This is a genomic window from Stenotrophomonas sp. SPM (assembly GCF_003105135.1).
Taxonomy (GTDB): Bacteria; Pseudomonadota; Gammaproteobacteria; order Xanthomonadales; family Xanthomonadaceae; genus Stenotrophomonas.
The window spans coordinates 1-9,721 of the sequence record NZ_QETL01000130.1 but is presented as its reverse complement, the minus strand read 5'-3'; the positions used below and the strand labels follow the sequence as shown (position 1 = coordinate 9,721).

General features: G+C 66.9%; 11 protein-coding genes. 4 read left to right on the top strand and 7 right to left on the bottom strand.

Annotated elements, in window-relative coordinates; translation table 11 throughout:
* Positions 1–73: 73 nt before the first annotated feature.
* From DCO49_RS18175 to DCO49_RS18160, 4 genes are all read left to right on the top strand, one after another.
* Positions 74–994 (top strand): YihY/virulence factor BrkB family protein, encoded by a 921-nt coding sequence (locus DCO49_RS18175; protein ID WP_116865190.1) that lies wholly within the window; start codon positions 74–76, stop codon positions 992–994.
* Between the two features lie 61 nt (positions 995–1,055).
* Positions 1,056–2,798, top strand: a complete 1,743-nt coding sequence (gene dnaG, locus DCO49_RS18170; protein WP_116865191.1) for a DNA primase — start codon at positions 1,056–1,058, stop codon at positions 2,796–2,798.
* Positions 2,799–2,823: 25 nt separating this feature from the next.
* Positions 2,824–3,324 carry a sulfur transferase domain-containing protein gene (locus DCO49_RS18165; RefSeq protein WP_116865189.1) on the top strand — a complete coding sequence of 167 codons (501 nt, stop codon included), beginning with the start codon at positions 2,824–2,826 and terminating at the stop codon, positions 3,322–3,324.
* Between the two features lie 27 nt (positions 3,325–3,351).
* Positions 3,352–4,323 carry a bile acid:sodium symporter family protein gene (locus tag DCO49_RS18160; protein WP_116865188.1) on the top strand — a complete coding sequence of 324 codons (972 nt, stop codon included), beginning with the start codon at positions 3,352–3,354 and terminating at the stop codon, positions 4,321–4,323.
* An 88-nt stretch (positions 4,324–4,411) separates the two neighbouring features.
* On the opposite strand, the gene DCO49_RS18155 is transcribed toward DCO49_RS18160, so the two are convergent.
* The 7 genes from DCO49_RS18155 to DCO49_RS18130 all read right to left on the bottom strand — a co-directional run.
* Positions 4,412–5,164 (bottom strand): hypothetical protein, encoded by a 753-nt coding sequence (locus DCO49_RS18155; RefSeq protein ID WP_133249450.1) that lies wholly within the window; start codon positions 5,162–5,164, stop codon positions 4,412–4,414.
* On the bottom strand, positions 5,161–5,562 hold the full coding sequence (locus DCO49_RS20220; RefSeq protein ID WP_133249449.1) for a hypothetical protein: 402 nt from the start codon (positions 5,560–5,562) through the stop codon (positions 5,161–5,163). The genes DCO49_RS18155 and DCO49_RS20220 overlap by 4 nt, the downstream gene beginning before the upstream one ends.
* Before the next feature lie 207 nt (positions 5,563–5,769).
* A complete protein-coding gene (locus tag DCO49_RS18150; RefSeq protein WP_116865186.1) occupies positions 5,770–6,579 on the bottom strand; it encodes a calcium-binding protein in 810 nt (269 codons plus the stop codon).
* A gap of 167 nt (positions 6,580–6,746) precedes the next feature.
* Entirely contained in the window at positions 6,747–7,640 is an 894-nt protein-coding gene (gene cyoE / locus DCO49_RS18145; protein ID WP_108767502.1) for a heme o synthase, read from the bottom strand.
* Positions 7,641–7,644: 4 nt separating this feature from the next.
* Complete coding sequence (locus DCO49_RS18140; protein ID WP_116865185.1) at positions 7,645–8,808, bottom strand: COX15/CtaA family protein; 1,164 nt, start codon at positions 8,806–8,808, stop codon at positions 7,645–7,647.
* Positions 8,809–8,818: 10 nt separating this feature from the next.
* A complete protein-coding gene (locus DCO49_RS18135) occupies positions 8,819–9,388 on the bottom strand; it encodes a hypothetical protein (protein ID WP_116865184.1) in 570 nt (189 codons plus the stop codon).
* A 96-nt stretch (positions 9,389–9,484) separates the two neighbouring features.
* The coding region (locus DCO49_RS18130) for an SURF1 family cytochrome oxidase biogenesis protein (protein WP_343126031.1) at positions 9,485–9,721 on the bottom strand (237 nt) is incomplete at its 5' end.

The following is a 9,721-nucleotide window of genomic DNA, read 5'->3' as shown; positions in this document are numbered from 1 at the left end:
CGGGCATGGCCCGGCGCTACCTCTGCCTGTCTGCTTCACCACGCCTTCGACCCCCGGCTGCTACAACACCGGCATGGTTGAACACGCGTCTACTGTCCCCGTGAATCTACGCAAGTACGTCCAGCGCCTGCAGGACAGCTTTCCCATGGCCGTCGGCAAGCGCTTCGTCGAGATCGACGTGCTCACCCAGGCCGCCTCGGTCTCCTTCTACGCCCTGCTCTCGATGGCACCACTGCTGGTGCTGCTGCTGTGGCTGACCGCTTCGCTGTACCCGCCCGCACAGCAGGCCCTGGTCGGACAGATCAGCGCCGCCGCCGGCAGCAGCGCGGCCACCGTGGCCGAAACCGTGCTGAAGAACGCCGACAACCAGCCAGACGTCGGCTCGCTGGCCGGGCTGTGGAGCACCCTGCTGCTGTTCATCGGTGCCACTGCGGTGTTCGCCCAGCTGCAGAACGCACTCAACCTGATCTTCCGCACCAGCGGCGAGCGGCTGGAGGGCATCAAGGCCTGGCTGCGCAAGCGCGTGTTCTCTTTCGGCGTGGTGCTGGCGCTGGGCTTCCTGCTGATCCTGTCGATGACCGCCACCACCATGCTGCAGGTGGCCTTCGCCCAGTTGCCGTCCATCCTGCCGGCCATCGGCTATCTCACCAGCCTGCTGCTGTACGCGATCGGCTTCGCCTTCATGTACCACTATCTGCCGGACCGCCGCGTGGCCTGGCGCCAGGCCTTCATCGGCGGCGTCATCACCTCGGCGCTGTTCGCGCTGGGCCGCTATGGCATCGGCGTCTACATCGCCACCGTGGCCCCGGGCAGTGCCTACGGTTCGATGGGCGCACTGGTCATCTCGCTGGTCTGGATCTACTACGCCACCGTGGTGTTCTTCGTCGGCGCACTGATGACCGCAGTGATCGATGAACGCCTGCGTGCCCGCAACCACCTGGCCGCTGCCGGCATCGACCCGGCAGAGGCCGGTCCGGTCACCGCCAGGGAGTAAACTAGGCGGATTGATCGTTCCGCCTCGCGTGGCCACTGGCCGCGCCCCTGCCCTGTTGCCCATGGCCCGTATCCCCGACGCTTTCATCGACGACCTGCTGGCCCGCTCCGACATCGTCGACGTGGTGGGCAGCCGCGTGCCGTTGAAGCGCCAGGGCAAGGAATACGCGGCGCGCTGTCCGTTCCATGACGAGCGCTCGGCCTCGTTCACGGTCTCGCCCACCAAGCAGTTCTATCACTGCTTCGGCTGCGGCGCGCACGGCACCGCCATCAGCTTCCTGATGAACTACGACCGCCTCGAATTCCTCGATGCGGTGGATGAACTTGCCAAGCGCGCCGGCATGGAAGTGCCACGCAGCGAGAACCCGCGCAACGCCCAGCAGCAGGACGACAGCCGCGAACTGTACTCGGCGCTGGATGCGGCGACGAAGTTCTTCCAGAAGAACCTGGAAGGCAGCGAGAAGGCGCGTACCTACCTGGATGGCCGCGGCGTGGACGAGGAAAACCGCGCGCGCTTCCAGATCGGCTATGCGCCGGACGGCTACAGCGGCCTGCGCGATGCGCTGGGCAAGGACGAGCGGCGGATGAAGCTGCTCGACCGCGCCGGCCTGTTCTCCAAGAACGACCGCGGCCACGTCTACGACAAATTCCGCGACCGGGTGATGTTCCCGATCTTCGACCGCCGTGGCCGCGTCATCGCCTTCGGTGGTCGCGTGTTCGAGAAGGACGACGGCCCCAAGTACCTCAACTCGCCGGAAACCGCGCTGTTCCACAAGGGCCGCGAACTGTACGGCCTGTGGCAGGTGCGCCAGGCCAACCAGAAGATCGAGCGGCTGATCGTGGTCGAGGGCTACATGGATGTGGTCTCGCTGTTCCAGTTCGGGGTGACCCAGGCGGTGGCCACGCTGGGAACGGCCACCACGCCGGACCACGCCGAGCTGCTGTTCCGCAACGCGCCGGACGTGTTCTTCTGCTTCGACGGTGACGCCGCGGGCCGCCGCGCTGGCTGGAAGGCGCTGGAATCGGTACTGCCGCGCATGAAGGACGGCCGCCAGGCGTTCTTCCTGTTCCTGCCCGATGGCGAGGACCCGGACACCATCGTGCGCAAGGAAGGCGCCGAGGTCTTCAACGACCGCCTGAAGCAGGCCACGCCGCTGTCGCAGTTCTTCTTCGATGAACTGACCCGCGAGATCAACCTGGGCACGCTGGACGGCAAGGCGCGCCTGGCCGAGCGGGCCAAGCCGATGCTGGCGCAGATTCCCGATGGCGCCTTCGGCGACCTGATGAAGCAGCAGCTGGCACAGCTGACCGGCCTCGGTGGTGGCAACGCCGCGGCCGCGCGCGCACCGATGCTGCAGCGCGCGCCGGCGCGTCAGATCCAGCCCATCGCCAAGCGCAGCCTGGTACGCGGCGCCATCGCCGTGCTGCTGCAGCAGCCCTCTCTGGCGATGAGCCTGGGCGGCAAGCACCACTTCCAGGGCCTGCGCCTGCCCGGCGTGGAGCTGCTGCTGGAACTGCTGGGCCTGGTTGAACAGCGCCCGGACATCAGCACCGGCGCCCTGCTGGAACATTTCGACGGCCGCGAAGAACAGGCCTCGCTGCACACGCTGGCCGCGCAGACCATGCCCGGCGACGAAGCGATGTGGACCCAGGAACTGCACGACGCCGTGGCCCAGCTGGAGAAACAACTGCTGGTGCAACGTCTGGACGAGCTGTTGGCAAAGCAGCGCCAGCAGGGCCTGGACGATACTGACAAGTACGAACTGCGCGAACTGCTGAAGGCCCGCGCCACCCTGCGCCTGTAGCGGCAGCCCCACACACGGAGAGAGCATGCTGCTGCGCCTGATCTGCCTGCTGTTGCTGTCACTCTGCACGACCCTGCCCGCCTGGGCCGGGGACACGCCGCTCAACGAAGTCCGTCCCGGCCTGTATGCCGGTGGCCAGCCCAGTGCCGCGCAGCTGCAGGCGCTCGCCGCGCAGGGCGTGCGCACCGTCATCGACCTGCGCCAGCCCGGCGAGGACCGTGGTTTCGACGAGACTGCCCAGGCCGAGGCACTGGGCCTGCGCTACGTGCGCATCCCGGTGGCCGGCGCCGAGGGCCTGGATGCGGCCAACGTGCGCGCTGTGCACCAGGCACTGCAGCAGAGCCAGGGCCCGGTGCTGCTGCACTGCGCCTCGGGCAACCGCGCTGGCGCCGTGCTCGGCCTGGTCAATGCCCGCTACGAACACGCCAGCCCCGAGGAGGCCCTGCAGCTGGGCCAGCGCGCTGGCCTGACCTCACTGGAAGCGGCCACCCGGCAACGCCTGGCCGCACCCACCTCCCCTCCCTGACCCCCTGTAACGAGGAGCCTGCCCACCATGACCCGCTGGTGGTCGCGCCTGCGACCGGACAACTTCACCCTCGCCCTGCTGTGCACCGTCGGTCTGGCCTCGCTGCTGCCGATGAAGGGCGCCGCCGCCATCGTGCTGGACGACGTCACCACCGTGGCCATCGCCGCGCTGTTCTTCCTGCATGGCGCGCGCCTGCCGCGCGAATCGATCATCGGCGGCATGCTGCATTGGCGGCTGCACCTGACCATCCTCGCCTGCACCTTCATCCTGTTCCCGCTGCTGGGCCTGCTGTTCAAGCCGCTGTCGGGCTGGCTGCTGACGCCGGAGCTGTATCTGGGCGTGCTGTTCCTGTGCACCCTGCCCTCCACCGTGCAGTCGTCCATCGCGTTCACCTCGATGGCGCGCGGCAACGTGCCGGCGGCGGTGTGCAGCGCTTCGCTGTCGAGCATCCTCGGCGTGTTCCTCACGCCCCTGCTGCTGACCGCGCTGGCCGGTACCTCCGGCGGCGTGCACGACCCGCTGCATGCCATCGGCGGCATCATGCTGCAGCTGCTGGTGCCGTTCGTGGCCGGCCATCTGCTGCGGCCGTGGATTGCCGGCTGGGTGGAAAAGCAGCGTGCGCTGCTGCGCTACACCGACCAGGCCACCATCCTGCTGGTGGTGTATTCGGCGTTCGGCGAAGCGGTGACCGAAGGACTGTGGAGCAAGACGCCGCTGCTGTCCCTGTTCGCCGTGGCCGTGGTGGCCGCCGTGCTGCTGGGCATCGCGATGCCGCTCATCACCTTCCTCGCCCGCCGCCTGCGCTTCAACCGCGAGGACGAGATCGCCATCGTGTTCTGCGGCTCGAAGAAGAGCCTGGCCACCGGCGTGCCGATCGCCAAGGTGTTGTTCGCCGGTGGCAGCCTGGGCGCCATCGTGCTGCCGGTGATGATCTACCACCAGATCCAGCTGATCGTCTGCGGCGTGATCGCGCAGCGGTATGCGAAGCGCGCGCCCTGATTGGGCGCGCGGGTTTTTGAGGGAACTCCGTCCACGCATGGCGTGGATCTACTGTAGAGCCGAGCCCATGCTCGGCTGGTTGCCGCCGCTAATCCACGATGGCTGCTGCGATGTCGTGCAGCACTCGGGCATTACGCTCCACGTCACTCCCCTTCTCGCCCGTGGCGATAAGACTGTAGGTCTTGCTGCCCCCCGTCCAGGTAAGCTCCACGCGTGTACGGCCGGCACCATCCACGGTCTTCCCGATATATGCGGGCGCGCCATTCACCCTGGTGTTCTGCGCCTCCGCGATGACCTCGATCTGCATGCCCGCAGCGACGAAGTTGTTCTCGCTGAACTCCACGATGCCGACACCCTCCAACCGGTAGAAGCGGCTCAAGCCCGAAGACGTTCCTCCATCCAGCCTGCCACTGGGCTCCATGCCGATCAGCTCCGCCGGTCCCAGCAGACTGCCTTCCAGCGTACTGGGTGGCTGCGCCAGGCGCTGGCGTAGTTCCGATGCCGAACGGTGGGTGCGGGGCAAGGCAGCCAGCATTGCCGCCTGTGTTGGGATGTTCCCTGCTGCAACCTGCATGACACCGTTGGATCGTTCGATGTCCACGCGAAGCTGCTGCTTCACCTCTTCAGGGGCGTCCAGGTCTGCCAGTTTCACCATCTGGTAGCTGCCCACACTGGCGGACGATCTTCCCATGGGTGAGGCCTCCTGCATTGCAGCCTGCATGGCGCGTTGGTGCAGCCAGTTCCCTACCGCATTGGGAACAGGTTCATCCTGGGATGCTTGGGCTGACATCGACATCGCCAGCGGGAGGGCAAAAAAACAAACACTCTTCATGATGCTCACCACTCCGAAAGTTGGCGATCGACCGCACTCGTGGATTGCGTAAATGCGCGTCCGCCCAGCACCCATGTGTGATATCCGTGAACAACCATTCGTTCTGGATCACTGCCATCACCTGCGTAAAAGCGCCAGGAGTAGAGTCCGTTGTTACGCGCGCCGAAGGCATGCTTCGGCTCAATGTTCCCGAGTGGAACGTGCCTGGTTACGGCCGATCCCTGAAAATTGCGAAACTGGGGCCGCTCGTAGGTCACCGATTCGTTGATGAATCCAATGCAGTTGGCCCGACTCAGTGCTTTTGCTTCTGCTGCCGCATTACCCGCAAGGCACGCAAGTGCGGCACCTAGAACGATGGGCAGAGAAACATTGCTTCTCATTGATTGCTCCACAGAAATGCGAGTCATCTCGCCAGTCCTGTGTATCCAGTTTGGATCGCGCCGTTGGGCGGGCAACTACGTATCTGTGACCCATCGCTCGCGGCACGTTGGCAGCGCGGCAAGTCCCTACGGCGTGACAGCTTGGTTATCTGGCAAAGTGCCGCACCCAGCGAGCAGAAGCCGACATCGAATGCACCGGGTTCGGCGGGAGCCCCATCCACGCATGGCGTGGATCTACTGCTGGTCCAGCGTGCCGACGCTCAGTTCCGGCATCCAGACCCAAAGGTCGTACTCGCGCCCGGCATCGGTATCGACCTCAGGCCCGCGCGCCGGCTGATCGCGTATCGGCAACGCCTTGCAGCGGTCCAGGCAGGCCCAGAAATGGCCGCGCTGCGCTTCCAGCCGCACGCTGTACATATCCAGATCCCGCAGCAGCGAAGCCATCGGCTGTGTCTGCATTTCCGGCGGTGCACCTGCCGGCCGCTGCAGCATGGCGTGTACGTTTCCGGTCAGCACCAGCATGCGCGCGCCATCCGGCAGGCGCCGGTACAGCCGCCGCAGCTCGGCCGCCATGCGGTCATCGCGTGCCTGGTTGCCGCCATCGCTGTTGTCCACGTCATAGCCAACCAGGTCGATAACGCGGCCCTGTGCCTTCAGCGCGCGCAGGTCTTCGATCATCGCCAGCATGTCGCGGCTGCGACGCCCATCGTGCTGGTCATCGCACACGGTCCAGAACGCGCGGCCGTGCAGGCGCTGGCGTGCAGCGGTCCCGCCATCGGAAGCCAGGTAATCGCGCAGCATGGGGGTCTCGGCACGCGGTAGTTCCAGCGCCAGCAGTACCGGCGCGCCGTCGTGGCTGTAGTCGTCCACCAGCTGCCGCACCAGCAGCGGTGTCTCGCGTGTGCCGTGGAATTCGCCCAGCACCAGCATGCGGTGGTCGGCGGTGTGCTGGCGGATCTGCGCGGCAGTGTCGTCGGCATCCGCGGTCACGGCCATGCCCAGCGCCAGCATCAGCGAGGTGGTCCAACGGAAGATCGAATGCATCCCTGCTGCTTCCTTTCCCTGGGGTCAGGAACAGCAATGGCGACGCCGAGACGGCGGTTCAAGGTGATCCACGCCATCGTGGATGTCCGCGCGATCAGGCGGGGGTCAGAGCCCCTTCGGGGATCCGACCCTCAGCCGAGCATGGGCTCGGCTCTACGGTCGGCGCCTCACATCCAGGGCAGGATCCAGTGGTCCACCAGCAGGAACGCGAACAGCGCCATCAGGTACACGATGGAGTAGTGGAACATCTTCATCGAGAACAGCTCGTCCGGCGGGTTCAGCATGCGCCAGGCGTACCAGAGGAAGACGGCATTGAGCACAATCGCGCCACCCAGGTAGAACGGGCCGCTCATGCCCACCAGGTAGGGCACCACGCACACCAGCGCCAGCACCACCGAATACACCATGATCTGCTTGCGCGTGTGCACCACGCCATGGGTGACCGGCAGCATCGGGATCTTCGCCTTGGCGTAGTCCTCGCGGCGGAAGATCGCCAGCGCCCAGAAGTGCGGCGGCGTCCAGATGAAGATGATCAGCACCAGCAGCGACGAGTACGCCCAGTCCGACGAACCCTGCATGCCGGTGATCGCCGCCCAGCCCAGCATCGGCGGCATCGCGCCGGCCAGGCCGCCGATGACGATGTTCTGCGAAGTCGCGCGCTTGAGGTACACGGTGTAGATCACCGCGTAGCCGATCAGCGAGGCGAAGGTCAGCACCGCGGTGATCCAGTTCACCCACAGCAGCAGGATCGCCATCGACAGCACGATCAGCACGCCGGCAAACACCAGCACCTGCCACGGCTTGACCTTGCCCACCACCAGCGGGCGCCACGAGGTGCGCGCCATCTGTGCATCGATGTGCGCATCCAGCAGCTGGTTGATGGCCGCAGCGGCCGAGGCGGCCAGCCAGATGCCGAGGAAGCCGAGCGCACCGGCGCGCACCTGCTCCCAGCTGGGCACGCCCGGAATTGCCAGGACCATGCCGACCAGGGCGGTGAAAACGATCAGGGCCACGACCTTGGGTTTGGTCAGGTCCCAGTACTGGCGATATCTGGAAAACATGGAATCAGTCCGGGGCACGCAGGCGGGCCAGCAGGCTGACCAGTACGAACAACAAGGCAACAGCCACGCCGTTGTGGGCCACGGCCACTTCCAGCGGCAGGGCCAGCTTCACGTTGAGGATGCCGAGGGTGACCTGCAGCACCAGCAGCGCCACCAGCGCGCTGGCCCAGCCACGCATGCTGGGCACGCGGAACAGGCGCAGGCCCAGCCACAGCAGGTAGGCAGCAACGACGATCGCGAACAGGCGGTGTGCCATCTGGATGGCGATGCGCGAAGCGCCATCCAGCACGCCCCCTTCGTAATCCACGCCGATGCCGCGCCACAGGGTGAAGCCCTCGGCGAAGTTGTGCTGCGGCCACCACTGGTTGGCACAGCGCGGGAAGTTGTCCAGCGAGGCGCTGCCACCGCCGCAGGCCAGCGCGGCATAGTTGGCACTGACCCAGCCGCCGAGGGCGATCTGGGTGACCAGCACCGCCACGCCGATGCGCAGCAGCCACTTCAGCTTGGGCGCTTCGGCCAGGGTGATCGGCAGGTGGGTGGCACGCCAGGCCATCCACACCAGCAGCGCGAACATCAGCATGCCGCCCAGCAGGTGGCCCATCACCACGATGGGTTTCAGCAGCAGCGTCACCGTCCACATGCCCAGCAGGGCCTGGAAGATCACCACTGCCAGCGTGAGCAGCGCAGCGCGCGCCAGGTCGATGTTGCTCCAGCGCAGCGCGGCGATCAGCAGGATCGCCTCACCGGTCAGCGCCAGGATGCTGGCCGTGCCGTGCCAGCCCATCATGTACAGCGGTATGCCGGCGGCCACCAGTACGCAGGCGGTCACCACTGCCGTGCTTCCGAAGCGGCGCTTGCGGGTGGCCAGCAGGGCAAGGGTGAGGATCTCGATGCCCAGCGCGCCGGCCAGGAAGCGGTGCACCTGCTCGCGCCAGGCCTTGTGGGTTTCCAGCGGGCGGATCTCGGCGGCCGGGTGGCCGATGGTCTCTTCCACGTGCTGCGGCCAGGTGGCCTGGCCATAGCAGGTCGGCCAGTCCGGGCAGCTCAGGCCGGCATCGGACAGGCGGACGAAGGCGCCGAACATGATCGTACTGGCGGTCATGATCATGGCGAACCACGCCAGGCGGTGGAAGTTGCGATGCAGCGCCGGACGCGCGGAAAGGCTCATCAAACAGGACTCACTTCAGTTTCAGCAACGTGGCCATGTCCTTGCGCAGGCCCCCCAGGTCGGAACCGGGAGCATGGCGCATGATCACGAAGCCGTTCGGATCGATCACGTAGACCGGCAGTCCCGCCGGATCATCGACGCCCGGCAGGGCCGCGCGCAGGGCTGGCGACGGGGCCAGCGGCCGCAGCGCGGGCAGCGAGGCGATCGACGCCGGTGGCGTACCCAGCCACAGGATCTCGACATTATCGGCGTTATGGCCGAACAGCTGCCACACCTTGCCCAGTCCCTGCGACAAAGTGACGCACTGCGCGTCGCAGACGCCAGCCGGGGCCACCAGCAACCGCCAGGTCCGCGCTTCGGGGTTCCAGGGGTAGGCCTGGCCGTTGGCGAGGGTGGGCGCCTGCTGGCGCAGGTCGACCGGCGGCTGCAGCAGCTGCCCGGCATTGCGGTGCCCGGTGGGCTGCCAGCCGGTGAAGCGCAGCACGGCGGCCAGCGCCATCGCCCCGAAGAACACGGCGAACAGCAGCACCAGGGTCCGGCGGCCGGAACCGCGCGCCTGCGGGGAGGTAGCAGTGTTCATGCGGGGCATTTTCTCATGGTTGGGAAAGGGATGCCGGTGGTGTCGGCCGCTGGCCGGCATCCAGGAAACCGGGGGATTGCCAGCCAGCGGCCGGCACTACCGGGCAACGGGGCGCTTCCTGCGCCGTTCCAGCACCAGCGCGACCACCAGCACGGTCAGCGCCAGGCCGAACCACTGCACGGCATAGCCCAGGTGGCGCTGCGGCGGCAGCGTGTTCGGCAGCAGGTCGAGGTCACGCGCATCGCCGAACGGCAGCGCGGGGTCCAGGCGCAGCACCCGGTCGGGCAGCGCGGCCAGCCCCAGCGCGCGGGCCAGGCCCTCGGCAGGCAGGCG